The following is a 25,556-nucleotide window of genomic DNA, read 5'->3' as shown; positions in this document are numbered from 1 at the left end:
GCGTTGGACAGAGCCGTGGTTGATCGGCTGTGCACCCGGAGCGCGCCCAGGTGCACAGGGCATCGGGTGCTCCCCGCAGCGAAATCAAGGAGGAGGCCGCAGGCCGGGGGACATTCGCGGAGGGGAGTACCCGGTGGCCTGGGCACACGCCCTGAATGCATCCGCAACGCACACCGCGCCAAAGCAACGGACAACTGACATGACCACCTCCTTCGATTTTTCAGGCCAGCGCGCACTCGTGACAGGCGCAAGCAGCGGCATCGGCCGCGCAGTTGCGGTTCGGCTCGCGCAATCAGGCGCAGAGGTGACGGCCGTGGGACGCAATGCCGCCGCGCTCGACGCACTGCACACGGAAGCCGGTTGCACGCCACTGGTGGTCGACGTGGCCAACGCAGTTGAACTGGAACGCGCACTCGCAACCCTGCCAACCTTCGACCTCGTGGTGAACTGCGCCGGCATCGCATTGCTTGAATCCGCACTCGACCTGCAGGCCGACAGCTTCGACGCCGTGATGGCCGTCAACGCGCGCGCCGCAGCACTGGTCGCCTCGCGCTGCGGCAAGGCGATGATCGCGGCCGGCGTGCGTGGCAGCATCGTCAACGTGTCGAGCCAGGCCTCGCTGGTCGCGCTCGATGCGCATCTTTGCTATTGCGCATCGAAGGCCGCGATGGATGCGGTCACGCGCTCGCTGTGCCTCGAATTCGGGCCGCACGGCATTCGCGTGAACAGCGTGAATCCCACGGTCACGCTCACGCCCATGGCCGCGCAGGCCTGGGCCGATCCGGCCAGGAGCGCGGCGGCCCTCGGGAACATTCCGCTCGGAAGATTCGCGCAGGTCGAAGAGGTGGTGGCGCCCATTCTGTTCCTGCTCTCCGATGGCGCATCGATGATCAGCGGTGCCGCGCTGCCGGTGGACGGCGGCTACACCATCGTCTGATCGATGGCCGCTCGCTCAGGCGAAGCGGGCGCCGCCGCCTTTCGATGATCTCAGCAGCGCATCGAGGTTGCGCGAGATCTTCTGCTCGATCTGGCCGCTGAAAGCGCTGAACAGAAAGCCCAGCGTCGCCTCCAGCGTCAGCGTGTCGGCCGTGACCTCGACCGTGCCGTCGATGCCCGCGCGGCTGAACTGCGCAATGTCGCAGGTCTCGCCTTCGGTGTAAGTGCACTCCAGGCCGTAATCCTGCCCGACCTGCTGGATCCATTGGCGTGCGACTTCGCGTGCGCCGGCAATGCCCAGCGCGTGGTTTCGTTCGATATGAATGTCAGGCACCGTGCTCTCCGTTGTTGTTGTGGTTCTGGCTGGAATTCGTCTGCAGGATTCCGGTGGCCGTCTGCAATGCGTGGCGCCGCTCCTCCATCGTCGGCAGCGCGGCGATGCGGCGGACCTCCTTGTAGAAGCGCGGCCAGTTGTGGCTCTGGCGCGCGAACAAGGCCTCGAAGCCCGGAACCAGATCGTCGTAGGCACCCTGGGCCGCGAAAGTCGCATTGTTGGCGCGCGCCACCCAGATGTCGTAGGCCCCCTGGCGCGGGCCCTGCCATTCTGCGCGCAGCCTCGCATAGCGTTCTCTGAAGCTGACCATCGCCGCCTTCTTCATGGCATCGACCGCGCTCCGGTCGCCGGCCTTGGCCTCCGCCGATTCATAGGCCTGGTTGAGCGCGCGGCGCGTTTCGAGGGCCAGCGCGCGAAACTGCTGGCGCTGCGCGTCGAAGCGCGCGTACTCGCTGCGCGCGGCTTCGCTGGCCTCGCGCTGCAGCCACATCGCGCCGCCGATGCGTTCCACCGCAGTGGCGTACGACTCGTTGAAGACGATGTCGCCAGGCACGTAGAGCACCTGGTGCGCGAGCTCGTGAAACACGATGCGGGCCAGCTCGCCTTCGGGGTAGCCGATGAAGGTGGAAAGCAGCGGATCGCCGCCGGCCCAGTTCATCCAGCCCAGCGTGGAATACGCCGGCACGGGGTACACGGCCGTTTCCAGGCCCTTGGCGCGCTGCGCCTCGGCTTCCGCCTTGGCCGCGGCCTCGTCGTAGTAGCCGCGGTAGCCCACGCAGCCGGCCACCGGGAAGCACCAGTTCTTGAGCGTGAGCGAGTACGGCGGCGCGGCCACCACGTTCCACACCGCCGCGGGGCGGTGCAGATCGGCGTAGGAGGTGTAGCTGGGGTTGTCGGGCAGCGCCAGTTCGGTCACGGCGAAGCGGCGGATGCGCTGCGCGAGCTCGAGCTTGGCCTTCAATGGCGCGGACACGGCGGGGTCCGCCAGCCACACGGGCACCGGCTTGGCCACCCGCAGGATGCCGAGGTGCCCGCTGGCCGACTGCCAGTAGTAGCCGAGGTCGGCGCAGCCACCGAGCAGCGGCAGTGCGGCGGCCAGGGCGAATGCGGGGGCAGCCCTCACCCCAACCCTCTCCCAGAGGGAGAGGGAGCAATACGCTCCACTTCGACCAGGCAGTCGTAGAAGGTCGGCCCGCGGCCAATGTCGGTCAGGCGCTGGCTGGTCAGCTGGTTGACGTTGGTGCCGTCCAGGCCGAGCTTGCGCCACCAGATGCCCATGCCGTGCACCACGCCGGGCCGCGCGCGGCGCGACACCTCGGCGCGGCAGCGGTGCTCGCCGCGCTTGTTGAACACGCGGACCACGGCGCCGTTCTCGATGCCGCGGGCGGCGGCGTCGGACTCGTGGATCTCGAGCAGCGGCTCGCCTTCGATGGCGCGCAGGCTCGTCACGTTGACGAAGGTCGAGTTGAGGAAATTGCGCGCCGGCGGCGAGATCATGGCCAGCGGAAACTCGGTGGAGCTGCCCGCCGCTTCGTAGTTGGGCACATGGTCGGGCAGCCCGTCCATGCCTTGCGCCTGCAGGCGTGCGCTGAAGAATTCGCAGCGGCCCGAAGGCGTCGGAAATTTGCCATCGGCAAAAGGCGCTTCGGGCAGTTCAAGGCTGGTGAAGCCCTGCGCCAGCAGCTGCTCATGGTCGATGGCGCCCGGCGCAAAGGCGCTGCGGCACAGCGCCTCGTCGTCGTCCGAGAAGCAGGGCTCGTCGAAGCCCATGCGGCGCGCGAGTTCGCGGAACACCCAGGCGTTGCTGCGCGCCTCGCCGCGCGGCGCCACCGCGGGGCGGTTCAGCAGCACGTCGGTGTGGCCGTAGCTGCAGTGGATGTCCCAGTGCTCGAGCTGGGTGGTGGCGGGCAGCAGGTAGTCGGCGTAGTCGGCGGTGTCGGTGCGGAACTGCTCCAGCACCACGGTGAAGAGGTCTTCGCGCGCGAAGCCCGCCACCACCTTGCCCGACTCGGGCGCCACCGCGACCGGGTTGCTGTTGTAGACCACGATGGCCTTCACCGGACTGGCCTCGTCGAGCAGCGCGTCGCCGATGGTGCTCATGTTGATGGTGCGCGGCTGGCGACCCGCGAGCAGGTCGGGGCGCTGCAGCGCGGCGCGGTCGGCCGGGAAGTGGCCCGAGCTGCTCAGCAGGAGCCCGCCCGCCCGGTCGCGCCAGGCGCCCACCAGCGCGGGCAGGCAGGCGATGGCGCGCGCCGCGTTGCCGCCGCCGCGCACGCGCTGCATGCCGTAGTTCAGGCGAATGGCGGCCGGCCGGGTGGTGCCGTAGGCCTGCGCGAGGGCCACGATCTGCGCCTCGGGCACGCCGCACACGGCGGCCGCGCGCGAAGGCGGCCATTGCAGTGCGCGCTCGCGCAGCTGCTCCCAGCCGAGCGTGTGGTGTTCGATGTAGTCGTGGTCGAGCCAGTCGTGCACGATGAGTTCATGCATCAGCGCCAGCGCCAGTGCGGCGTCGGTGCCGGGCAGCAAGGCGATGTGCTCGTCGCACTTGTCGGCGGTTTCGGTCTTGCGCGGATCGATGCACACCAGCCGCGCGCCGGCGCGCCGGGCGGCCTGGGCGTGGCGCCAGAAATGCAGGTTGCTGGCGATGGAGTTGCTGCCCCAGATCAGGATCAGCTTCGCCTCGGCGAAGAACTCGATCCGCATGCCCACCTTGGCGCCCAGGGTGTGGACCATGGCCTCGCCGCCGGCCATGGAGCAGATCGTGCGGTCCAGCAGCGTCGCGCCCATTTTGTGGAAAAAACGCCGATCCATCGACTCGCCCTGGACCAAACCCATGGTGCCTGCGTAACTGTAAGGCACAATTGTTTCCGGATCTGTCTGCAATGCACGGAGATGCGCGGCGATGTCGTCAAGAGCGGCGTCCCAACTCACGGGTTCGAACTGGCCGCTGCCCTTGGGACCGGACCGTTTCAGGGGCTGGACCAGCCTTTCGGGATGGTCGTTGCGCTCGATGTAGCGCGAAACCTTGGTGCACAGAACGCCAGCGGTGTGCGGATGGGCCGGATTGCCCTGCAGCTTCACGGCCACGCCGTCCCTGACGGTGGTGACCAGGGCGCAGGTGTCCGGACAGTCGTGCGGACAGGCGCCCAGGACCGTGGAAGTGTGGGTGGGGGAGACAGCAGTTGCCAAGACCGGGGTATCGACCATCCGGCAAGTCTAAAGTTTTCCAGGCAGAGGCGCGGCAAGGCGCGAAGGAGGTTCACATGATCAATCGCAGACATTTTTCCCTGGCCACCGGCGCGGCGGCGCTGGGCGGCTTTCAGTTGGCACGGGCACAGGGCGACGTGCCGCTGGTGCTGGGCCAATCGGCACCGTTCACCGGTCCGGCCGCGCAGCTCGGCATCCAGTTTCACCAGGGCGCGAAGCTGTTCCTGGACCAATACAACGCCCAGCCCGGCCGGCGCAACGTGGTCATCAAGAACCTCGACGACGGCTACGAGCCCGACCGCTGCGCCGCCAACACGCAAAAGCTGATCGACGAGGACGTGTTCGCGCTCTTCGGCTACATCGGCACGCCGACCAGCATGGCGGCGCTGCCGCTCGCGGTGAAGGAGAAGGTGCCTTTTGTCGCGCCTTTTTCCGGCGCGATATCGCTGCGCGAACCCTTCCACAGGAACGTGTTCCACCTGCGCGCCTCGTACAACGACGAAACCGCGCTGATCGTGAAGCAGCTCACGCACCTGGGCCTGAAGAAGATCGCGGTCTTCTACCAGAACGACGCCTACGGCAAGGCCGGGCTCGACGGCGTGACGCTGGCGCTCTCGCAGCAGGAACTCAAGCCGGTGGCGCTGGCCACGGTGGAGCGCAATTCGGTCGATGTGGCATCGGCCGTGAAAAGCATCACGGCGGCGCGGCCGGACGCGGTGGTCCAGGTGGGCGCCTACAAGGCCTGCGCGGCGTTCATCCGGCAGGCACGCAAGGCGGGCTACGGCGGCACGTTCTTCAATGTGTCTTTCGTGGGCACCCAGGCGCTGGCCGACGAGCTTGGCAAGGAAGGCGCGGGCGTGATGGTGACGCAGGTGGTGCCCTCGCCCTACAACCCGGCCAACGCGCTCGCACGGGAATTCACCGAGGCGGTGAAGAAGGCCGGCGCCGGCGCGAGCGCCAATTTCTCGAGCATGGAGGGCTACCTCGCGGCCAAGGTACTGACCGAGGGCCTGCGCCGCACGACGGGCAAGGCCTCGCGCGACGGCCTCATCGCGGGGCTCGAAAGCATCGACCGGCAGCAGTTCGGCGGCTTCGAGGTGTCGTTCTCGGCCAAGAACCATGTCGGCTCGAAGTTTGTCGAGCTGTCGATGATCACCGCGGACGGCAAGATCAGGACCTGACCACCGGGGCATCGCGCCCCGCTTCGCGTCAGCCGCTCAGGCCGTCCACCGCCTGGAACATCGCCTGCCGCGCCTGGCTGACGATCTGCCCGCGCCAGGCGTCGGTGTCGGTATAGAAGGCCTCGCGCATTCGCGCGCGGATGCCGTCGGCCAAGTCGGCCGGGGCCTCGGGGTGCTTGTGCAGCCAATGGTCGGCGCGCAGGGCGTTCAAGACTTCGAGCATCGGCAGCGTGCCGTATTCGAGCGCGATGCCGGTGTACTCGGCCTGCGGGCACTCCTGGTACACCGCTTCGCTCATCTGGCCGCGCAGCAGGGCCGAGGTGGAAGAACCGTCGTAGATCGACGTGACCGGCGCCGCGGGCGTGCCCCACCAGGCGTTGGCGCGCGCGTAGGCCGCCTTGTCGTCCCGGCTGGCGAGGATGCGCTCGCCAAGGCCATTGGGCCCGAGCCCCGTGTGCAGGTCGATCCAGGCCAGCCGGCGCGCGCTGCCCGCATGGCGGCGCAGCACGCCGCGGAGGGCCTTGTGGCTCCAGGTGGGTGCCTTGCCGCCGAAGAACAGGCCGTCCTCGAACTGGTACTGCCCACTGGTGATGGCCGCCTGGTAGGCAGCGGCGCCATGCTTGCCGATCCATTTTTCGATGGCGGCCTGGTTCTCGGGCGTGGGCGGCCAGGTGTCGGGCACGAGCAGCGGATGCAGCTTGGCATAGGCTTCGTTGGCCGGCAGCGGCTTCGAGAAATCGACGAAGTTGCGGTTCAGGTCGACGTTCTCCTGCGTGACGCGCCGGCCGTAAGAAAAACCGTGCGGGTTGAGCGCATGCACATAGAGCACCGCCACGCCTTGCGCCCGCGCCTTCTCGCGCCACTCGGCGTCGTGCAGCGCGAACACCTGCACGCCGCTGCCGCAATGGCCCTCCACGCCATGGCAGGCGCTGGAAACGATCAGCAAGCGCTCGGCGTTCGCGTTGCCGTCGAGCGCCACATCCATCGAGAGTTCTTCGCCGCCCTGCCCCTTGCCCGGGTGCGCGTGCGGCTCGACCGTGAGCCCCGCGCTCACGCAGGCCTGCAGGAACTTCTGGCGTGCCTGGGCGTAGCGCGGCGAAAAAGCCTCGCCGATGCCGATCAAGGCGCGGCTCCCCCCGGCTTCAGGAACTGCTCGGCCAGTTGCACCCAGCAGGTGGCGCCCAGGGGAATCAGGTCGTCGTTGAAGTCGTAGCTCGCGTTGTGCAGCGTGCACGGTCCTTCGCCGTGGTGCATATCGCGGTGTGTGCCGTCGCCATTGCCGATGAAGGCATAGGCGCCGGGCTTGGCCTGCAGCATGAAGGCGAAGTCTTCGGAGGTCATGGCGGCTTCCTGCTTCAGCACGTTCTCGGCGCCGACGATCTCGCCCATCACGCGGCGCGCGAAGTTGGCCTCGGCCTCGGTGTTGATGGTGGGCGGGTAGTAGCGCTCGAAGCGGAAGTCGCAGGTGGCGTCGTGCGCGGCGCAGATGTGCTCGGCGATCTGCCTCATGCGCGACTCGATCATGTCGAGCACTTCGATCGAGAAGGTGCGCACCGTGCCCGTGAGCTCGCAGTTGTCGGGGATCACGTTGTTGGTCTCGCCGGCATGGATGGTGGTGACCGAGATCACGGCCGAGTCGGTCGGCTTCATCTTGCGCGTGAGGATGGTCTGGAACGCCTGCACGATCTCGCAGGCGATCGGCACCGGGTCGATGCCGGTCTGCGGCAGCGCGGCATGGCCGCCCTTGCCGATCACGTTGACATAGAACTTGTTGCCCGACGCCATCACCGGCCCCGGGCTCACCGCGAACTGGCCCGCCTTCATGCCGGGCCAGTTGTGCATGCCGAACACGGCCTCCATGGGGAACTGCTCGAACAGGCCTTCCTTGATCATCTCGCGCGCGCCGCCGCCGCCCTCTTCGGCCGGCTGAAAGATCAGGTAGACGGTGCCGTCGAAGTTGCGGTTCTTCGCCAGGTGCTGCGCGGCCGCGAGCAGCATGGCCGTGTGGCCGTCGTGCCCGCAGGCGTGCATCTTGCCGTGGTGCTTGCTGGCGTGGGCGAAGGTGTTGAGCTCGGTGACGGGCAGCGCGTCCATGTCGGCGCGCAGGCCCACGGCGCGGTGGCTGGTGCCGTTCTTGACGATGCCCACCACGCCGGTGGTGCCCAGGCCGCGGTGGATGGGAATGCCCCATTCGGTGAGCTTGCCTGCCACCACGTCAGCGGTGCGGACTTCCTGGAAGCAGAGTTCGGGATGGGCGTGGAGGTCACGTCGGACAGCGGCGATGCCGGCCGCCTGCGTGACGAGCGAATCGATGAGTTTCATGGGGCAGAGTCTAGGCTTTGCAGAGTGCCCCGCAAAGACCGTGCCGGGCAAACCCTCAGCGGCCGAGGCTCTTCAAGTAGTCCGCGCGCGCCGCAAGCGCGGTGTCGGTGAAGTCGGTGAACACGCCGTCCACGCCCAGCTTGTAATAGGCCGCGTACTCGTTCCTGCCGTCCTTGCTGTAGTCGGCCGCCAGGCGGCGCGACTCGTTGCGGAAGGTGAACGGGTGCACGAAGAGGCCCGCCTTGTGCGCATCGGCAATGAGCGTGGTGGGCGCCATGGAGGTGGCGTCGGCATCGTTGATCTTGCCGTCCTTGTTGACGTCCAGCGGCTTGCCATCGGCGCCGATGCTGCCCTTCACGCTCACGATGTAGCGCTTCCACGGGCCGATGCCGTCGGCATAGGTCTTGATCTCGGCCAGGCCGGCGGGCGTGACCATGGCGTCGAAGTTGCGCTTGTCGCCGGCCTTGGTCCAGTCGTAGGGCCGGTCGCTCGGCACGGCGAAGGTCACGGCGCCGGTCTTCAGGTCGACGCTGTCGCCGTCGATCAGCTGGATGAGCCGGGTGTTCAGGCCCTTGCTCTTCATGTACTTGAGGCTGCCGGGCTCGAAGGACTGCACGTAGATGGGTGCGGTCTTGCTGTTCCAGCCGGCGGCGTTGATGGCGGCGATCATCTTGTCTTCCAGCGGCAGGCCCAGCTCGCGGAAATAAGTCGGGTTTTTCGACTCGGGGTAGATCGCGATGGTGCGGCCGGTTTCCTTCGACTTGGCCTTGGCGAAATCGATGATCTCCTGGAAGGTGGGGATCTTGAACTTGCCGTTGAATTCCTGCGGGCGCTCGGGGTCGGTCGAGATGCCGCCCAGCGTCTTGATCTCGGCCAGCGTGAAGTCGTTGCTGAACCAGCCGGTCTGGGTTTCGCCGTCGACCTTGATGGTCTTCTTGCGCGAGGCGAAGCGCGGGTGCCTGGCCACGTCGGTGCTGATGGCCAGGTTGGGATCGTGGCGGGCGATAAGCACGCCGTCCTTGGTGGAGACCAGGTCCATCTCGATCACGTCGGCGCCCAGTTCGATGGCGCGCGCATAGGCTTCGAGCGTTTCCTCCGGCAGGTAGCCCGAGGCGCCGCGGTGGGCAATGACCAGCGGCGGCTGGCCGTCGAGCGTGAGCAGCTTGTTGGACGAACCGGCGGGGCCGGTGGCGCCGCAGGCCGCCAGGCAGAGGGCGGCCATCGCAGACAGGGCAAGCGGAAGGGTGCGCATCGTCTTTTTCTCCATCCAAAAGAGGCGCAGGGTACTCGCTACGCATGACAGCCGGAGCGCCCACGGGCGTGCGGCGCCGACTTCTTGGACAATGTGTTGCATGTCCCCTACGCTTTCCCCTCAAAGCCTCGCGCTGGCCCAATCGCTGGTGCGCATGAACACCGTCAGCGAGAACAGCAACCTCCAGCTGATCGACCTGGCCCAGAGCCACCTCGCCGCGCTCGGCGTGAAGAGCCGCATCACCTACAACGCCGAACGCACCAAGGCCAACCTGTTCGCCACGCTGGGCGAGGGCAAGCCGGCTGGCGTGATCATTTCCGGGCACACCGACACGGTGCCCTGGGACGGGCAGGACTGGAGCGTCGACCCGCTCTCCGCCGTGGTGCAGAACGAGCGACTCTACGGACGCGGCTCGGCCGACATGAAGAGCTTCATCGCCGTCGCCCTGTCCAATGCCCGGCGCTTCCTCGAAAGCGATTCGCCCTTCGCGGTGCACTTCGCGTTCAGCTATGAAGAGGAGATCGGCTGCTTCGGCGTGAAGGAACTCATTGCCGACATGCGCGACGCCGGCATCAAGCCGCTCGCCTGCATCGTCGGCGAGCCGACCAGCATGGTGCCGGCCATCGCGCACAAGGGCGTGTACCGCTACAAGTGCTGCGTGCGCGGCAAGGAGGCGCATTCGTCGCTCACGCCGAAGTCGGTCAACGCCATCGAGATGGCCGCGCGCGTGATCGGCAAGGTGCGCGACATGGCCGAGGGCTTCGAGCGCAGCGAGCCGCGCTATGAGGGCTTCGACGTGCCCTTCAGCACCGCGAGCGTGGGCCAGTTCCACGGCGGCATCGCCGACAACGTGGTGCCGCGCGACGCCGAGTTCCGCTACGAATTCCGCGACCTGCCCACGGCCGATGCGAAGCGCATGCAGGCCGACGTGCTGGCCTATGCCGCGAGCATCGAGCCCGCGATGAAGAAGGTGGCGCCCGATGCGGGCTTCCGCTTCGAAACCATCTGCGAGATTCCGAGCTTCCTTGGCGCGGCGGGCGACCCCGTCACGCGGCTCGCACAGCGCCTTGCGGGCGAGGAACGCACCACACTGGTGGCCTTCGGCACCGAAGCGGGCCTGTTCAAGAACGCCGGCATCCCCACCGTGGTGTGCGGCCCCGGCAGCATCGAGCAGGCGCACCAGCCTGATGAATTCGTGAGCCTCGAGCAGCTGGCGCGCTGCGAACTGTTCATGGAGCGCCTTGCCGCCACGCCGACCATTGGCTGAAATGTTGCTCACCCCCAGTCTTCGCGCACTTCGTGTCGCTGCGCCAACCCCCTGCAGGGGGCCACACCGGCGGCCCGGCAAAGCCGGTTCCGCGGTGTGCCTGGCCTTGGCTGTGACGATTTCGTGCGTCGCGCAGCGCGTGATGGACTGATGGAAAACTGAATTGGCCAAAGATGCCGATGCGCTGCGGCGCATGAAGCGCGTCGCGCTCGGCCTGCTGTGCGCGGCGGCGCTGCTCTATGCGCTGGCCAGCGCGCTGCACGGGCAGCATCCGGCCTGGGGCTACGTGGCCGCGTTCGCCGAAGCCGCGATGGTCGGCGCCATGGCCGACTGGTTCGCGGTGGTGGCCCTGTTCCGCCATCCGCTCGGCCTGCCGATTCCGCACACCGCCATCATCCCGAGCAACAAGGACCGCATCGGCGCCAAGCTGGCCGGCTTCATCTGCAACAACTTCCTGAGCACCGCACAGGTGCTTGCCAAGCTGCGCGAGTTCGACGCGGCCGGGCGCATCGCCGACTGGCTCGCGCGGCCCGCGAGCGGCCAGAAGCTCGGCGAATGGGGCGTGGCGGCCGCGCGCTACGGGCTCTCCGCGTTCGACGACGAGCGCGTGCGCGCCTTCATGGGCCGTGCCGCCGCGGCGGGCCTCGAGAAGGTCGACCTTTCGCGGCTGATGGGGCAGGCGCTGGATGCGCTCACGGCCGGCGGGCGCCACCAGGCGCTGCTCGACGACGTGCTGCAGCAGGTGGCCGGCCTGCTCGAAGGCGAGGAGGTGCAGGCGCACATCACGGAAGCCATTGCGCGCGAGATCAAGACGCTGCGCTACGTGGGCCTGGACCAGGTGGCGGCCAAGCTCGCCACGCGCAAGATCGTGGCGGCCGTGGCGCGCACCATCGCCGAACTCGCGGCCGAGCCGGAGCACCCGATGCGCCGGCGCTTCGACCATTTCGTCGACGACTTCGTGGTGCGGCTCAAGCTCGACCCGGAGTTCCAGCAGCGCGGCGAGCAGATCCGCGCCGAGCTGATGGCGCATCCCGCGCTCGGCGACTACCTGCACGGCATCTGGAGCGAACTGCTGGCCTGGCTGCATGACGATCTCGGCCGCGGCGACTCCACGATCGGCCAGCGCATCGCATCGATGGCCGGCGCGCTGGGCACGCGGCTGCAGGCCGACGAGGCGATCCGCCGCTGGATCAACGAGCAGGTCGAAGCGGCCGCGCCGCTGGCGATCGAGCGCTACCGCGAGGACATCCGCCGCTACATCGAAGAGCGCGTCGGGGAATGGAATGCCAGCGAAATGACCGACGAGCTGGAGCGCCACATCGGGCGCGACCTGCAATTCATACGGATCAACGGCACGCTGGTGGGCGGGCTGGTGGGGCTTTCGATCCACACGGCGACGCAGCTTCTGCGCGGGTGATCCGGCGCGGACAAAAGTCTGCCTGTCCCGGGAGAGACTGCCCCACGGCCCCTGCTTCCTTCTAGACTGCTCGCGCGCATCCACAAGAAGGAGAGAAGACATGTCCTGCCGCCCGTTCATTCGCGCCGCCGCACTCATCGCCACCGTCGCCCTGCTGGGCGCCTGCGGCAGCATCGCACCGCCGCCGCCACCGCCCACCCGCCCCGCCGCGTGGTCCGAGCCCGAAGCGCTGGTCGCGCCCTCTTCGTTCGCCGGCGTCCACGGCCTGGCCATCGACCAGAAGGGCCGCCTGCTCGCGGGCTCGGTGCTCGGCAACACGCTGTGGGAGGTCAACCGCAGCACCGGCGCGGCCAAGGTCCTGATCGACGCGCCCGAAGGCCAGGCCGACGACATCGCGGTCGGCCCCAAGGGCGAACTGGCCTGGACCAACTACCTGATGGGCATGCTGCGCTACCGCGAGAGCGACAGCGCGCCAATGCGCGTGCTCGCCAAGGACCTGCCCGGCCTCAACTCGCTCGACTTCGACCGCAGCAACGGCAAGCTCTACGCCTCGCAGGTGTTCCTGGGCGATGCGCTGTGGGAAATCGACCGCGCGGGCCAGAAGCCGCCGCGGCTCATCCGGAAGGACATGGGCGGCTTCAACGGCTTCGAGGTTGGCCCCGACGGCATGCTCTACGGGCCGCTGTGGTTCAAGGGCCAGGTGGTGAAGATCGATCCGGCGAACGGCCGCATCACCGTGATTGCCGACGGCTTCAAGGTTCCCGCGGCGGCCAACCTCGACGGCAAGGGCAACCTCTGGGTGGTCGATGCGCGCAGCGGCGAACTGGTGCGGGTGGACCTGGCCACCGGCCGCAAGACCGTCGCGAAGCAGCTGCGGCCGTCCATCGACAACCTCGCCATCGCATCCGACGGCACGGTCTACGTGTCGAACATGGCCAACAACGAAGTGCAGGCCTTCAACCCCGCCACCGGCGCGCTGCGCACGCTCACCAGCGGCAAGCTCGCAACGCCGGCGGGCCTCAAGATCGAAGGCCGCACGCTGTGGGTGGCCGATGTGTTCGGCTTCCGGCAGGTGGATGTGCGCACGGGCGAAGTGCGCGACGTGTTCCGCATGCAGCGCGATCCGGAGCTCGACTATCCGTTCGCGGTCGGCCTGTCGGGCACGCGCTTCGCGCTGACCTCGTGGTTCACGGGAACGGTGCAGCTGGTCGACCGCCAGACGCTGCGCACCATCGAAACCATCCACGGGCTGAAGGCGCCGTTCGATGCCATTCCCATGGCCGACGGCAGCGTGATCTATGCCGAGATCGCCACCGGCAGCATCACCCGCGCGAGCGGTCCGAAATTCGCAGAGAAGTCAGTGCTTGCCAGCGGGCTGGGCGGCCCGGTGCAGTTGATCATCGGCCAGGACGGCGCGCTCTACGTGACCGAAGCCGCCGGCAAGCTGACCCGCATTCCGCTCGACGCCAGCGCCCCGCTGCGCGCGATTGCCGAAGGCCTGGCGCTGCCCGAAGGCGTGGCGCAGACGCCCTGGGGCAGCTTCATCGTGGCCGAGAGCGCGGCACGCCGGCTGGTGGAGATCGACCCGCTCAACGGCTCGCGCCGCACCGTGGCGGAAAACCTGCCGATCGGGCTGGCCGCGGGGCCGGGAATGCCGCCGCCTTATGTGGTCACGGGGGTCGCGGTGGGCGGCGACGGAAGCATCTACATGTCGGCCGACCGGAACAACGCCATCTATCGAATCCGCCCGAAATATTGAGGCGGCGGCAAGGCATGAAGAAGTGATTTACTTTTAAAAACAAATATTACAAACTTCTGGCGGACGTCTCGTTACACCTCACGATCCGGTCTCGGCGGCGAGTCGTTCTTTTTTCAAGGAAAAGAAAAACATGAACTCTCTCGTCGCAGGCCAACTGCTGTCACCCGAGTATTCGCTGGGGCTGGTGGCGCTCTCGTTCCTCATTTCGTTCGCGGGCTCCCTGGTGGCGCTGATCTGCGCGGGGCGCATGGTCGGCGCCGACGGCAAACCCAACCTCGCTGTGGTGGCCTGCGCCGCCGTGGCGCTGGGCGGCATCGGCATCTGGTCGATGCATTTCATCGGCATGCTGGCCTACCGCTTGCCGGTGGGCATTTCGTACAACGTGCCGCTCACGGTCGTCTCGCTGGTGGCGGCCATCCTGATCTCGGGCATTGCGCTCTACATGGCGGGCGGCCGGCGCAAGTTCAGCCGGGCCGGCTGGCTGGCCGGAAGCCTGCTCGCGGGGCTGGGCGTGTGCGTGATGCACTACATGGGCATGTTCGCGATGAACATGCGCGCGTCGATGGAATTCGACCCCGCCACCGTGGCGCTGTCCGTGGCCATTGCCATCACCGCGGCCGGCGCGGCCCTGTGGCTGGCCTTCAACCTGCGCCGGCTGATGCACCAGGTCGCCGCGGCGGCCGTGATGGGCGTCGCCGTCTGCACCATGCACTACGTGGGCATGAGCGCCGCCACCATGATCTGCATCGCGGCCGCGCCCACCGACGCGCTGGCCATCGGCGACAACTACATGGGCCTTTCGGTGTTCGGCACGGCCGGCGCGGTGCTGATCTTCATCTACTGGGTGATCACGGGCAGCAGCCTGGACGCGCCCGCCGCGCCGCAGCAGCGCACCCGCACCAGCTAATTGGCACAAGCCGGGCGCGCGCCGGCGCCCTAGAGTCGGTGCAGAGCGAAAGCGATCTGCACTGACTCTCCCATGCCCGTCATCGAATCCCGGACGCCGCACACTGCGCCTTGCCAGTCTTTTTCGAAAGCCTGACGCATGAACGCCCCCGTCCGCTATCGCTCCGTGTTCTCGCCCGGCCTGTTCGCCGGGCAGGTCATTGTCGTCACGGGCGGCGGCTCGGGCATTGGCCGCTGCACGGCGCACGAACTCGCATCGCTGGGCGCGCAGGTGGTGCTGGCCGGCCGCAAGGCCGACAAGCTGCTGCAGGTACAGGCCGAGATCGCCGATGCGGGCGGCAAAGCCAGTATCCAGGCCTTCGACATCCGGCAGGAAGAAGCCGTGCGCACTGCAGTCGCCGGCATCGTTGCAGCGCACGGCCGCATCGACGGCCTCGTCAACAACGCGGGCGGCCAGTACATCACGCCGCTCGCGGCCATCTCGGCCAAGGGCTGGGAGGCGGTGATCCACACCAACCTCACGGGCGGCTTCCTGGTCGCGCGCGAATGCTTCGTGCAAAGCATGCAGGCCAGGGGCGGCGCCATCGTCAACATCGTGGCCGACATGTGGGGCTCGATGCCCCACATGGGCCACAGCGGTGCCGCGCGCGCCGGCATGGTGAGCTTCACCGAGACCGCCGCGCTCGAATGGGCCGCGTGCGGCGTGCGCGTGAACGCCGTGGCGCCGGGCTACATCGCCTCGAGCGGCATGGACCACTACCCGCCCGAGGCCTGCGACATGCTGCGCGCCATGCGCAACACCGTGCCGGCGGGCCGCTTCGGCAACGAGGCCGAGACCTCCGCGGCCATTGCCTTCCTGCTGAGCCCCGCGGCCAGCTTCATCAGCGGCAGCGTGCTGCGCGTGGACGGCGCGCGGCCGCAGGTGCGCATGGGCTGGCCGATGGAACTGCCCGATGCGCAGGTGCGGCAGCGCACGGCCGTGCGGCCTTTCGACGGCTTTCATCTGGCGCAGACGCCGCGCGTGTTCCAGGACGGCGGCGAGGCGAACGACTGATTGGAGACAACCGCATGCAGTACACCCACGAGCACCTCGAGATCCAGAAGACGCTGCGCCGCTTCATCGACGACGAAATCAATCCGCATGTGGACGAATGGGAAGAGGCCGAGATCTTTCCCGCGCACGAAGTCTTTAGGAAGCTCGGCCAGCTGGGAATGCTGGGCCTCGACAAGCCCGAAGCCTTCGGCGGCGCCGGGCTCGATTATTCGTATGCCATGGCCATGGCCGAGGCGCTGGGCCACATCAGCTGCGGCGGCGTGCCGATGGCCATCGGCGTGCAGACCGACATGTGCACGCCCGCGCTCGCGCGCTTCGGCAGCGACGAGCTGCGCCGCGAGTTCCTCGCGCCCGCCATCGCGGGCGAGACGGTCGGCTGCATCGGCGTGAGCGAGCCCGGCGCGGGCAGCGACGTGGCGGGCTTGAAGAGCCATGCGCGCAAGGACGGCGGCGACTACCTCATCAGCGGCCAGAAGATGTGGATCACCAACAGCCTGCAGGCCGACTGGATGTGCATGCTGGTCAACACCAGCGATGGACAGAGCGCAGCGGGCTACAGCCCTCACCGCAACAAGTCGCTCGTGATGGTGCCGATGAGCCTTCCGGGCATCGAGAAGGCCAGGAAGATCCGCAAGATCGGCATGCATTCGAGCGACACCGGCCTCATCCATTTCGACAACGTGCGCGTGCCGCAGCGCTATCGCATCGGCGAGGAAGGCCAGGGCTTCGTCTACCAGATGCAGCAGTTCCAGCAAGAGCGGCTGTGGGCCGCCGCGAGCTCGCTCGAACCGATGGAGGACTGCATCGCGCAGACCATCGAATGGGCGCAGCAGCGCCAGATGTTCGGCGCCACGCTGGCCGACCAGCAGTGGGTGCAGTTCAAGCTGGCCGAACTGAAGACCGAGGTGGAAGCGCTGCGCGCCCTCGCCTACCGCGCCTGCGAGCTGCATGTGCAGGGCCAGGACGTGCTCGAACTGGCTTCGATGGCCAAGCTCAAGACCGGCCGGCTCACGCGGCAGGTGGCCGACACCTGCCTGCAGTTCTGGGGCGGCATGGGCTTCACGCTCGAGAACCGCGTCTCGCGGCTGTACCGCGACGGCCGGCTGGGCTCCATCGGCGGCGGCGCGGACGAAGTGATGCTGGGCATCCTCGCCAAGACCATGGGCATTGCCAAGCGGCCGCCGCGCGGCTGAAGCACACATGGACGCCGAACGCCGAGCCGACCGCGCGGCGCTGGCCGACACGGCGCGGAACGCCCGCACGCGCCGAAGGTCCAACAATCCAGCGCTGTTGCTGAGTCGCGGGAGACCCCCATGTTCACTTTCGGCATCGGCACCATGCTGCTCGTCCTGCTGGTGGTGCTGCTTTTTTCCGCAATCTGGATCTTCCGCGAGTACGAGCGCGGCATCGTGTTCACGCTGGGCCGGTTTACGAAAGTCGCGGGGCCCGGGCTGGTGATCGTGGTTCCCGTCATCCAGCAGGTTGTGCGGGTCGATCTGCGCACCGTGGTGCTCGAGGTGCCGACCCAGGACGTGATCTCGCGCGACAACGTCTCGGTGAAGGTCAGCGCGGTCGTCTACTTCCGCATCGTCGATGCGGAGAAGGCCATCATCGAGGTCAAGGATTTCTTCAACGCGACCAGCCAGCTGGCGCAGACCACGCTGCGCTCGGTACTGGGCAAGCACCAGCTGGACGACATGCTGGCCGAGCGTGAAAAACTCAACCTGGATGTGCGGGAGTCGCTCGACGTGCAGACGGCCTCGTGGGGCATCAAGGTTTCCAACGTGGAGATCAAGCAGATCGACCTCACCGAATCGATGGTCCGCGCCATCGCGCGGCAGGCCGAGGCGGAGCGAGAGCGGCGTGCCAAGGTGATCCATGCCGAAGGCGAGCTGCAGGCCTCCGAGAAGCTGTACCAGGCCGCGCGCGTGCTGGCGCAGGAGCCGCAGGCGATCCAGCTGCGCTATCTGGAAACGCTGACGGTGATCGGCGCCGACAAGAACACCACCATCGTCTTTCCGCTGCCGGTGGACCTGCTGGCGACTTTCCTCTCGAAGCGCGCATAACGCACCGGGGCGCGGCGCGCCGCTCAGTCGTTTTTTTCGGGTCCGCCGTGCCGTGCGGCAGCGGGCGCGGCGGCCGCGCGCAGCTTGTCCTTCTTGCTCGGCCGCTTGCCCTTGATGCCGCCGGTGCCAGAGGCATCGGCCGTCGGCACGGGCGCCTCGGTCGGCTCGAAGCCTTCGATGCGCTCGCGCGGCAGGTGGAGGCCCTGGCGCTTCTCGATCAGGCGAAAGTGCGCCTCGGTGGCCGCGCTCACGAAGCTGATCGCCAGCCCGCTTTCGCCGGCGCGGCCGGTGCGGCCGATGCGGTGGATGTAGTCGGTGGGCGAGCGCGGCAGGTCATAGTTGATCACCACGGGCAGCTGCGCAATGTCGATGCCGCGCGCGGCCAGGTCGGTGGCAATCACCACGTCCCAACGGCTTTCCTTGAACTGCGCGAGGATGCCGGTGCGCGTGCCCTGCGCGATGTCGCCATGGAAGGGCACCGCGTAGATGCCGTTCTTGTAGAGCTTCTCGGCCACGGTCTGCGCCGCATGCTGCGTGGCGACGAAGACCAGCACGCGCTCCCACGCGTTCTCTTTCAGCAGATGCCGCAGCAGCTGCGTTCGGCGGTTCGCGTCGACCTCGATCACGCGCTGCACGATGGCGGGCTCGGTGCCGGGCTCGCCCTGCACGTCGATCAGCGCGGGGTCGCGCAGCGTGCCGTCGGCCAGCGCCTGGATGGCGGGCGGAAAGGTGGCGGAAAACAGCAGGTTCTGGCGCTGCGCCGGCAGCAGCGCGAGGATGCGGCCCAGTTCCTCGGCAAAGCCGAGGTCGAACAGGCGGTCAGCCTCGTCGAGCACGAGCATGGACACGGCACCGAGCTTCAGCGCGTTGTGGTCCACCAGGTCGAGCAGGCGGCCCGGCGTGGCCACCACGATGTCGGCGCCGCCGCGCAGGCTCATCATCTGCGGGTTGATCGACACGCCGCCGAAGGCAATCGCGATCTTGAGCCGCTCGGGCAGGTGCTGCGCCAGGCTGCGCAGGGTCTCGCCGACCTGGGCCGCGAGCTCGCGCGTGGGCACGAGCACCAGCGCGCGCACGCGCCGCGGCGACTGCACAGGTTCCGCGGCGAGCCGCTGCAGCAGCGGGAGGGAAAATGCGGCGGTCTTGCCGGAACCGGTCTGCGCCGAGCCCCGCACATCGCGGCCTTGCAGAATGGCGGGAATGGCCGCAGCCTGGATGGCGGTGGGCGCGGCGTAGCCGCTTTCGGCGGCGGCCTGCACGAGCGCGGGGGCCAGGCCCAGTGAGTCGAATGGCATGTGAGCAGACAGAGGGATGAACCGGAGACAGTGAAAGAAGTGAAGATGGGATCGATCGAATGGCAACGATGAAAAGCAGCCAGGCCAGCGCCCTGGTGTACTCCACCGAGGCGGGCGGCCGCATGTGCCCCGATTGCGGCGCGCCCATGGCGCAGTGCCGCTGCAAGCAAACCAGCGCGCGCATTCCAGCCACCGACGGCATTGTGCGTGTATCGCACGAGACCGAGGGCCGCAAAGGCAAGGGCGTGACCGTGGTCAAGGGCCTGCCGCTCGATGCGGCCGCGCTCGCGGCCTTGGGCAAGCAGCTCAAGACGGCCTGCGGCTCGGGCGGCACGGTGAAGGACGGCCTCATCGAGATCCAGGGCGACCACCGCGAACTGGTGGTCGCCGCACTCTCGAAGCAGGGCCACACCGTCAAGCGGGCAGGAGGCTGAACTTCCATGAAACCCGAAGACCTGCAGCGCCTCGTCACGCTCGAAATGCCCTTTGGCAAGCACAAGGGCACGCTGATTGCCGATTTGCCGGGGAATTATCTGAATTGGTTCGCGCGCGAGGGTTTTCCCGCAGGCGAAATTGGCCGGCTGCTCCATTTGATGCATGAAATAGACCACAATGGGCTCTCCGGCCTGCTGCAACCGTTGCGAAACCGCCCGTCAGGGCGTGATGTTTCGTAATAAGCGCGGATTTCGCCCCGCTTTTTCCGGATAGGCCTGATAATTCAGCCTACGTGTCTGTGAGCTTGCTCCCGTGCACGTAATTCGGTGATCGGTCAGTTTCGCGCCACAGCGCATTTGTTTGTTGTGATTCTGGGACTCCATCGCTTTGTCTTGTTGGTTTGAATTAGGAGTCCCTCAATGGGCAAGAAACTCTACGTAGGCAACCTCGCCTACTCCGTGCGTGATAACGACCTGGAACAGGCTTTCGGCGAGTTCGGCTCGATCGTCAGCGCCAAGGTCATGATGGAACGCGACACCGGTCGCTCCAAGGGCTTCGGTTTCGTGGAAATGGGCACCGACGCTGAAGCGCTGGCAGCCGTTGAAGCCATGAACGGCCATTCGCTCCAGGGCCGCGCCCTGACCGTGAACGAAGCACGTCCGATGGAAGCTCGTCCCCCCCGTACCGGTGGTGGCGGCGGCTACGGCGGCGGCGCTGGCGGTGGTGGCGGCGGCTACGGCGGTGGTGGTGGCGGCGGCGGCTACGGTGGTGGCGGCAGCGGCGGCGGCGGTGGCCGCAGCGGTGGTGGCGGTGGCTACGGCGGCGGCGGCGGTGGTCGCGGCGGCTACTAAGCCCTCTCCCACTTACGCACTCAAGAGGGCTTCGGCCCTCTGAACAAAAAAGCTCCTTCGGGAGCTTTTTTCATTTCTGTCTGCCCTTCGCGCGACCCCTGGGAGAACCCGGTACGCATTTGTCCTTACCGTGCCGGTCAGCCAACGGTCAGCCGCAGGCGACGACCCTCACCCCTCCAATCAAGAGGGTCGAGACAATGCGTATCAAGAGTCAGGCTGACTTCTTTTCAGGAGTCATGTTCACAGCCGTGGGCGGCGCTTTCGCCATAGGCGCCACCACCTACAACATCGGCGACGGCGCCCGCATGGGCCCCGGTTATTTCCCGCTCATGCTGGGCATCCTGCTGGCCTTCCTGGGGGCATTCATCATGTTCCAGGCGCTGGTGGTCGAAACCGCCGGCGGCGACCCGATCGGCAAATGGGCCTGGAAGCCGCTGGCCTTCGTGCTCGGCGCCAACGTGGCGTTCGGCGTGCTGCTGGGCGGCCTGCCGAGCATCGGCCTGCCCGCCATGGGAATGATCGTCGCGATCTACGCGCTCACCATCATCTCGAGCATGGCCGGCTCGCATTTCAAGCTGCGCGACGTGCTGGTGCTCTCCACCATCCTGGCGGCCGGCAGCTACGTGGCCTTCATCTGGGCGCTCAAGCTCCAGATCCAGGTCTGGCCTACTTTCATTTCGGGTTGAGGAGCAAGCACCATGGACCTGATCCACAACCTTTCCATCGGTTTCGGCGTTGCCTTCACCTTCACCAACCTGCTGTATTGCCTGCTGGGCTGCATCCTGGGCACGCTGATCGGCGTGCTGCCGGGCATCGGCCCGGTCGCGACCATCGCGATGCTGCTGCCCGCCACGTATGCGCTGCCGCCCGTGTCGGCGCTGATCATGCTGGCCGGCATCTACTACGGCGCGCAGTACGGCGGCTCGACCACCGCCATCCTGGTGAACCTGCCGGGCGAATCTTCCTCGGTGGTCACCTGCATCGACGGCTACCAGATGGCAAGGCAGGGCCGCGCAGGCCCGGCGCTGGCTGCGGCGGGCCTGGGCTCGTTCTTTGCCGGCTGTGTCGGCACGCTGATCCTCGCGGCCTTCGCGCCGCCGCTCACGGAACTGGCCTTCAAGTTCGGCCCGGCCGAGTATTTCTCGCTGATGACGCTGGGCCTGATCGGCGCGGTGGTGCTGGCCTCGGGCTCGCTGCTCAAGGCGGTGGCGATGATCGTGCTGGGCCTCTTGCTCGGCATCGTGGGCACCGACGTCAATTCGGGCGTCGCGCGCTTCAGCTTCGACATTCCGGAACTGACCGACGGCATCGGCTTCGTGGTGATTGCCATGGGCGTGTTCGGCTACGGCGAAATCATCGGCAACCTCTCGCAGCCCGACGACGAGCGCGAGGTGTTCACGCACAAGGTCAAGGGCCTGTGGCCCACCAAGGATGACTTCAAGCGCATGACGCCGGCGGTGCTGCGCGGCACGGCGCTGGGCTCGGCGCTCGGCATCCTGCCCGGCGGCGGCGCGCTGCTGGCGGCCTTCGCGGCCTATGCGCTCGAGAAGAAGATCAAGATGCGTCCCGGCGAAGTGCCGTTCGGCAAGGGCAACATCCGCGGCGTGGCATCGCCCGAGTCGGCCAACAACGCCGGTGCGCAGACCTCCTTCATTCCGCTCCTGACGCTGGGCATTCCGCCCAACGCGGTGATGGCGCTGATGGTGGGCGCGATGACCATCCACAACATCCAGCCCGGCCCGCAGGTCATGACCAGCAACCCCGAGCTGTTCTGGGGCCTGATCGCCTCGATGTGGATCGGCAACGCAATGTTGATCGTGCTGAACCTGCCGCTGATCGGCATGTGGATCAAGCTCTTGACGGTGCCCTACAAGTTCCTGTTCCCGGCCATCGTGCTGTTCTGCGCCATTGGCGTGTACTCGACCAACAACAACACCTTCGACGTGTGGATGGTGGCGATCTTCGGCTTCATCGGCTATCTGTTCCTGAAGCTGCGCACCGAGCCGGCTCCGCTGCTGCTGGGCTTCATCCTCGGGCCGATGATGGAAGAGAACCTGCGGCGCGCGCTGCTGCTGTCGCGTGGCGCCTGGAGCGTGTTCATTACGCGGCCGCTGTCGGCCGGCCTGCTGGTGGCCGCGGCGCTGCTGCTGGGCATCGTGCTGCTGCCGTCGATCAAGGCAAAACGCGAAGAAGCCTTCGTTGAGGAATAACCCGGAACCTGAGACGGGACATTCCAGGAACACCGAGGAACCGGCTTTGCCGGGCCTCCGGTGTTGCCCCCGGTAGGGGGTTGGCGTAGCGACACGAAGTGCGTGAAGACTGGGGGCGAGCCAAGTGCCACCGAGGAACCGGCTTTGCCGGGCCTCCGGTGTTGCCCCCGGTAGGGGGTTGGCGTAGCGACACGAAGTGCGCGAAGACTGGGGGCGAGCCTAATGCAGTAGCTGCCAGGCCATGCCGGTGAGCGCGGAGGCGAGCACCACGGGGATCACGCCGGCCTTGAAGCGGAAGAGCGCAATGGCCGCGAGGACGCCGATGAGGGCGGAGGGGATCTCGAAGGGGCCGGACAGGCCTGCGGGCCAGAGCACGTGGTAGGCGAAGAAGACCGCGAGGTTGACGATCACGCCGACCACGGCCGCGGTGATGGCGGTGAGCGGCGCGGTGAACTTCAGGTTGCCGTGGGTCGACTCGATGAAGGGGCCGCCCAGCAGGATGAACAGGAACGACGGCAGGAAGGTGAAGAAGGTCACCACCGTTGCCGCCGCGGCGCCCGCCGCGAACAGCGCCTGCGGGCCGAACAGCGCCTGGCCCCAGCCGCCGACGAAGCCCACGAACGACACCACCATGATCAGCGGACCCGGCGTGGTTTCCCCGAGCGCCAGCCCGTCGATCATCTGCGTGGCGCTGAGCCAGTGGTAGTGGTCGACCGCGCCCTGGAACACATAGGGCAGCACCGCGTAGGCGCCGCCGAAGGTCAGCAGCGCCGCCTTGGTGAAGAACCAGGCCATCTGCGTGAGTGCGCCGTTCCAGCCGTACAGCGCTGTGAGCGCGCCGAGGGCGCCGAGCCACAGCAGGAAAAAAACCGCCAGCACGCGCGCGAAACGGCCCCAGCCGAAAAGCGCGTGCTGCGGCGTCGGCGTGTGGTCGTCGATCAGCGCCGGCCCGGCCGAAGCCGCGGCGCTGCCGTGCCCGCCACCCGCTGCGAAGTACGCCGGCGCGAACCGGCTGCCGAAGTAGCCGATGGCCCCGGCGGCCAGCACGATCAGCGGAAACGGCAGGCGCAGCGCGAAGATCGCCACGAAGGCCGCCACGGCAATCGCCCAGAGCCATGCGTTCTTGAGCACCCGCGAGCCGATGCGCCAGGCGGCGAACAGCACGATGGCCGTCACCGCGGGCTTCACGCCGTAGAGCAGGCCCGCCACGGCCGGCACGTGGCCGTAGGCCATGTAGGCCCACGACAGCGCAATCAGAATGAAGAGCGACGGCAGCACGAAGAGCACACCCGCCGCAATGCCGCCCCAGGTGCGGTGCATGAGCCAGCCGATGTAGGTGGCCAGCTGCTGGGCTTCCGGGCCCGGCAGCAGCATGCAGTAGTTGAGCGCATGCAGGAAGCGCTTCTCCGAGATCCAGCGCCGACGCTCGACCAGTTCCTGGTGCATCAGCGCGATCTGTCCGGCCGGCCCGCCGAAGCTGATGAAGCCGAGCTTGAGCCAGTAGCCGAAGGCCTGCCAGAAGCTGACGGGGGCGGGAGGTTCGAGAGGCTCTGGTGGCGGCATGCAGGAGGACTTTCGGGTTTTTTTGCTATTTCAGGAATGCGTCATGGGCAGTCTTCAGGATCAGCGCGCTCACCACGACGATGAACACCACCCGCACGAAACCAGCCCCGTGTTTCAGCGCAACACGCGTGCCCAGCAGGCTGCCGGCCACGTTGGCCACCGCCATCACCAGACCATAGTGCCACCAGACGTGCCCCTTGAGCGCGAGCAGCAGCAGGGCCGCGGCATTGGTGAGCGTGTTGATGATCTTGGCCGAGGCCGAGGCGTTCAGGAAGTCATAGCCCATCCAGCGCACGAACAGGAAGACCAGGAAGCTGCCCGCGCCGGGGCCGAAGAAGCCGTCGTAGAACCCGACCGAGAGCCCGATGGCGCAGGCCGCCAGCGTTTCGGCCCGGCCGCCGAAGCGCGGTACGTGATGGCGCCCCAGGTCCTTGCGCGCGATCGTGTAGAGCAGCACGCCCAGCAGCACGACGGGCAGCGCGCGGCGCAGGAAGTCGCCCGGGAACACGGTCACGCCCCAGGCGCCCAGCATCGAGCCCATGAAGCCGAGCAGCGCGGCCGGCCACAGGGCGCCCCAGCGCATCCGGACGCGCTGGCTGAACTGGGCCGCCGCCGCGGCCGTGCCCCAAATGGACGCGCTCTTGTGGTGCCCAGCAAGGTGGCCGGCGGCGCGCCCGGAAAGACGGCAAAGAGCGCCGGCACGAGGATCAGCCCTCCGCCGCCCACGATCGAATCGACAAAGCCCGCGAGCAGCGAGGCGCCCGTGACCACCAGCATTTCCATAGCGGGATTGTCGCACCCGGATTGCTATCAAAAAAGGAGCTGCAACCAGAGATGAGACGGGTGCGAGAGTCCTCTTTAGCCAGAAGAAAATGGCTCGCTGGGCGCGCTGCGGCGGACAAAAAAAAGCGCCGACCAGCGACGCCTTTTGAAGTTCAGCACGGCTTCTCGATCGGAAGCCTTGAAGAATTTTTGTTGTTGACCGAATTTGTCTCCTCGGACCCTCGGCAGTACGAGCTGGGCCCGTTCGCGAGTGGGCAGACTTTAGGCGGTGCACCTCCCGAGTGCATTGGGAATAACCCGCTTTGCCTTGGCTCCGGGGGCCTGTTCGCAAACCAAAGTGTTTCGGACCGTTAACGGCATGGCATGACTTGTGCACGCAGGTGCTTGATCCATCCATGGAGACCGTCATGTCCATGTCCGAAAGCGAACGCATTGCGCTTGCCGCGCGCCTTCACGTGGCGCTGCGGAGAAAGCACGGGCGCGTGACCGACACCGAATGGATGGCCACCAATGCGGAGTACGCCGCGGAGATCGTGCGCATGACGCGCGCGCACGCCGTCGAAACCAAGGATGAGGATCTGTACCTGCTCGCCACCCGCCTTGAGCAGGCCATGGAGCCGCTGGCGCGCGCCGCGCGGCTCAAGGCCGCGGGCCGCTCCGATGGCAGCGCGCGCACCTCGCCGCCCAAATACGCGCCCGGGTTGCCCTGAGCCCCGCC

Annotated in this window: 23 protein-coding genes and 1 pseudogene; 15 read left to right on the top strand and 9 right to left on the bottom strand. The window is 67.4% G+C overall.

What is annotated here, in order from left to right; all coding sequences use genetic code 11:
• The first annotated feature begins 199 nt into the window (after positions 1-199).
• Positions 200-937: an SDR family oxidoreductase gene (locus QFZ47_RS14415; protein ID WP_307656280.1), complete on the top strand. Its 738-nt coding sequence runs from the start codon at positions 200-202 to the stop codon at positions 935-937.
• A 15-nt stretch (positions 938-952) separates the two neighbouring features.
• On the opposite strand, the gene QFZ47_RS14410 is transcribed toward QFZ47_RS14415, so the two are convergent.
• The 3 genes from QFZ47_RS14410 to QFZ47_RS14400 are packed head-to-tail and all read right to left on the bottom strand — an operon-like array spanning position 953 to position 4,477.
• Positions 953-1,270: a polyhydroxyalkanoic acid system family protein gene (locus tag QFZ47_RS14410; protein ID WP_307656279.1), complete on the bottom strand. Its 318-nt coding sequence runs from the start codon at positions 1,268-1,270 to the stop codon at positions 953-955.
• Entirely contained in the window at positions 1,263-2,393 is a 1,131-nt protein-coding gene (locus tag QFZ47_RS14405) for an aminopeptidase (RefSeq protein ID WP_307656278.1), read from the bottom strand. Before QFZ47_RS14405 ends, QFZ47_RS14410 begins: the two co-directional genes overlap by 8 nt.
• The gene (locus tag QFZ47_RS14400; protein ID WP_307656277.1) at positions 2,390-4,477 is read right to left on the bottom strand and encodes a molybdopterin-containing oxidoreductase family protein; all 2,088 of its coding nucleotides are present in this window, start codon (positions 4,475-4,477) and stop codon (positions 2,390-2,392) included. The genes QFZ47_RS14405 and QFZ47_RS14400 overlap by 4 nt, the downstream gene beginning before the upstream one ends.
• Before the next feature lie 56 nt (positions 4,478-4,533).
• Between QFZ47_RS14400 and QFZ47_RS14395 the strand changes: the two genes are divergently transcribed.
• Positions 4,534-5,658: an ABC transporter substrate-binding protein gene (locus QFZ47_RS14395; protein WP_307656276.1), complete on the top strand. Its 1,125-nt coding sequence runs from the start codon at positions 4,534-4,536 to the stop codon at positions 5,656-5,658.
• Positions 5,659-5,686: 28 nt separating this feature from the next.
• On the opposite strand, the gene QFZ47_RS14390 is transcribed toward QFZ47_RS14395, so the two are convergent.
• From QFZ47_RS14390 to QFZ47_RS14380, 3 genes are read right to left on the bottom strand one after another with little or no spacing between them, the layout of a single operon-like run.
• Entirely contained in the window at positions 5,687-6,781 is a 1,095-nt protein-coding gene (locus QFZ47_RS14390; protein ID WP_307656275.1) for a M14 family metallopeptidase, read from the bottom strand.
• Entirely contained in the window at positions 6,778-7,980 is a 1,203-nt protein-coding gene (locus QFZ47_RS14385) for a M20 aminoacylase family protein (protein ID WP_307656274.1), read from the bottom strand. Before QFZ47_RS14385 ends, QFZ47_RS14390 begins: the two co-directional genes overlap by 4 nt.
• A gap of 55 nt (positions 7,981-8,035) precedes the next feature.
• Positions 8,036-9,232: a glycerophosphodiester phosphodiesterase gene (locus tag QFZ47_RS14380; protein ID WP_307656273.1), complete on the bottom strand. Its 1,197-nt coding sequence runs from the start codon at positions 9,230-9,232 to the stop codon at positions 8,036-8,038.
• A gap of 100 nt (positions 9,233-9,332) precedes the next feature.
• Between QFZ47_RS14380 and argE the strand changes: the two genes are divergently transcribed.
• The 7 genes from argE (at position 9,333) to QFZ47_RS14345 (ending at position 17,701) form a co-directional block, all read left to right on the top strand.
• Positions 9,333-10,499 (top strand): acetylornithine deacetylase, encoded by a 1,167-nt coding sequence (gene argE, locus QFZ47_RS14375; RefSeq protein ID WP_307656272.1) that lies wholly within the window; start codon positions 9,333-9,335, stop codon positions 10,497-10,499.
• Between the two features lie 163 nt (positions 10,500-10,662).
• Positions 10,663-11,916, top strand: a complete 1,254-nt coding sequence (locus QFZ47_RS14370) for a DUF445 domain-containing protein (RefSeq protein WP_307656271.1) — start codon at positions 10,663-10,665, stop codon at positions 11,914-11,916.
• Between the two features lie 100 nt (positions 11,917-12,016).
• Positions 12,017-13,675 (top strand): Vgb family protein, encoded by a 1,659-nt coding sequence (locus tag QFZ47_RS14365; protein ID WP_307656270.1) that lies wholly within the window; start codon positions 12,017-12,019, stop codon positions 13,673-13,675.
• Positions 13,676-13,805: 130 nt separating this feature from the next.
• Complete coding sequence (locus tag QFZ47_RS14360; RefSeq protein ID WP_307656269.1) at positions 13,806-14,582, top strand: MHYT domain-containing protein; 777 nt, start codon at positions 13,806-13,808, stop codon at positions 14,580-14,582.
• Between the two features lie 138 nt (positions 14,583-14,720).
• The gene (locus tag QFZ47_RS14355; protein WP_307656268.1) at positions 14,721-15,635 is read left to right on the top strand and encodes an SDR family oxidoreductase; all 915 of its coding nucleotides are present in this window, start codon (positions 14,721-14,723) and stop codon (positions 15,633-15,635) included.
• 14 nt (positions 15,636-15,649) lie between these two features.
• Positions 15,650-16,828, top strand: coding sequence for an acyl-CoA dehydrogenase family protein (locus QFZ47_RS14350; protein ID WP_307656267.1), 1,179 nt, complete (start codon positions 15,650-15,652; stop codon positions 16,826-16,828).
• Between the two features lie 120 nt (positions 16,829-16,948).
• Positions 16,949-17,701 (top strand): slipin family protein, encoded by a 753-nt coding sequence (locus QFZ47_RS14345; protein ID WP_307656266.1) that lies wholly within the window; start codon positions 16,949-16,951, stop codon positions 17,699-17,701.
• A 23-nt stretch (positions 17,702-17,724) separates the two neighbouring features.
• On the opposite strand, the gene QFZ47_RS14340 is transcribed toward QFZ47_RS14345, so the two are convergent.
• Positions 17,725-18,996: a DEAD/DEAH box helicase gene (locus QFZ47_RS14340; RefSeq protein ID WP_307656265.1), complete on the bottom strand. Its 1,272-nt coding sequence runs from the start codon at positions 18,994-18,996 to the stop codon at positions 17,725-17,727.
• 59 nt (positions 18,997-19,055) lie between these two features.
• Here QFZ47_RS14340 and QFZ47_RS14335 point away from each other — a divergent pair, with 59 nt between their 5' ends.
• The 5 genes from QFZ47_RS14335 to QFZ47_RS14315 all read left to right on the top strand — a co-directional run bounded on the left by QFZ47_RS14335 (position 19,056) and on the right by QFZ47_RS14315 (position 22,492).
• Complete coding sequence (locus QFZ47_RS14335; RefSeq protein ID WP_307656264.1) at positions 19,056-19,430, top strand: translation initiation factor Sui1; 375 nt, start codon at positions 19,056-19,058, stop codon at positions 19,428-19,430.
• Between the two features lie 6 nt (positions 19,431-19,436).
• A complete protein-coding gene (locus tag QFZ47_RS14330; protein WP_021005079.1) occupies positions 19,437-19,670 on the top strand; it encodes a DUF3820 family protein in 234 nt (77 codons plus the stop codon).
• Positions 19,671-19,850: 180 nt separating this feature from the next.
• Positions 19,851-20,282, top strand: coding sequence for an RNA-binding regulator (gene rbp, locus QFZ47_RS14325; RefSeq protein ID WP_307656263.1), 432 nt, complete (start codon positions 19,851-19,853; stop codon positions 20,280-20,282).
• Between the two features lie 197 nt (positions 20,283-20,479).
• The gene (locus QFZ47_RS14320) at positions 20,480-20,968 is read left to right on the top strand and encodes a tripartite tricarboxylate transporter TctB family protein (protein ID WP_307656262.1); all 489 of its coding nucleotides are present in this window, start codon (positions 20,480-20,482) and stop codon (positions 20,966-20,968) included.
• Positions 20,969-20,980: 12 nt separating this feature from the next.
• Positions 20,981-22,492, top strand: a complete 1,512-nt coding sequence (locus tag QFZ47_RS14315) for a tripartite tricarboxylate transporter permease (protein ID WP_215245878.1) — start codon at positions 20,981-20,983, stop codon at positions 22,490-22,492.
• 219 nt (positions 22,493-22,711) lie between these two features.
• Here the strand turns inward: QFZ47_RS14315 and chrA are convergent, their stop codons facing one another.
• The gene (gene chrA / locus QFZ47_RS14310) at positions 22,712-24,055 is read right to left on the bottom strand and encodes a chromate efflux transporter (protein WP_307656261.1); all 1,344 of its coding nucleotides are present in this window, start codon (positions 24,053-24,055) and stop codon (positions 22,712-22,714) included.
• 25 nt (positions 24,056-24,080) lie between these two features.
• Positions 24,081-24,838: pseudogene (locus QFZ47_RS14305) on the bottom strand (TSUP family transporter).
• A gap of 407 nt (positions 24,839-25,245) precedes the next feature.
• Here QFZ47_RS14305 and QFZ47_RS14300 point away from each other — a divergent pair.
• Entirely contained in the window at positions 25,246-25,548 is a 303-nt protein-coding gene (locus QFZ47_RS14300) for a hypothetical protein (protein WP_307656260.1), read from the top strand.
• Positions 25,549-25,556: the final 8 nt, after the last annotated feature.

Origin of the sequence: Variovorax paradoxus, from assembly GCF_030815975.1 — a bacterium.
GTDB classification, from domain to species: Bacteria; Pseudomonadota; Gammaproteobacteria; order Burkholderiales; family Burkholderiaceae_C; genus Variovorax; species Variovorax paradoxus_N.
The sequence above is the reverse complement of the archived record's forward strand: the minus strand, read 5'-3'. Positions and strand labels throughout refer to the sequence as shown.